This is a genomic window from Mesorhizobium sp. M0019 (assembly GCF_040323975.1).
Classification (GTDB): Bacteria; Pseudomonadota; Alphaproteobacteria; order Rhizobiales; family Rhizobiaceae; genus Mesorhizobium.
In genome coordinates this window covers 1-699 of record NZ_JAMYVK010000148.1, presented here as the reverse complement: position 1 = coordinate 699, position 699 = coordinate 1, and the positions used below count along the sequence as shown (strand labels likewise).

The 699-nt window shown below is 63.9% G+C and carries 1 protein-coding gene and 1 pseudogene; both read left to right on the top strand.

Annotated features, from left to right (window positions below; genetic code table 11):
- On the top strand, nucleotides 1-382 hold a 382-nt coding region (locus tag NKK47_RS35085), incomplete at its 5' end, for a PLP-dependent transferase (RefSeq protein ID WP_352579941.1).
- A gap of 72 nt (nucleotides 383-454) precedes the next feature.
- A pseudogene (locus tag NKK47_RS35080) lies at nucleotides 455-699 on the top strand (transporter substrate-binding domain-containing protein); the annotation flags it as partial.

The following is a 699-nucleotide window of genomic DNA, read 5'->3' as shown; positions in this document are numbered from 1 at the left end:
GGAAGTCGCGCAGATCTTGCATCCTGCGGAACCTGGCCATCCCGGCCACGCGGTCTGGAAGCGTGACTTCGCCGGATCGGCGGGCGTGTTCTCCTTCGTGCTGCGGCCGGAACTGGCGCCACTGCAATCCGATGTTCTGCGCAGCCTGCGGCTGTTCAGGCTCGGCGCAAGCTGGGGCGGCGTGCATTCGCTGATTGCCGTCAGCGATCCCCGCAAGGGCCGCGCCAGCCTCGACTGGCTGAAGCCCGGCCCGGTCTGGCGCCTGTCGATCGGCCTTGAGGCGCTCGAAGATCTTCTGGCCGACCTTTCTCAGGCCTTCGAACTTTTTGCTGAAGCCCGGCGCAACGGAACCGCCGCGGCCGACGTCAACGCCGCAGAATGACGACAACTCAACGACAAGGGGAAGATTATGAAACATCAAGGTCTGAAATGGCTCACGGGTCTGGCGATAGGATTGGCCAGCCTGACTACGGGCGCCGTGGACGCCAGCGCGCAGGCGGTAATCAACAAGATCAAGCAGCGCGGCTATGTCAGCTGCGGCGCCAGCCAGGGCGTGCCCGGTCTCTCCCGGCCCGACGAGAAGGGGTATTATCGCGGCTTCGATTCCGATATCTGCCGCACTTTCGCGGCCGCCATCCTCGGAGACAAGGAGAAGATCCGTTACGTGCCGCTTAACGCAGGCCAGCGTTTTGCTGCGCT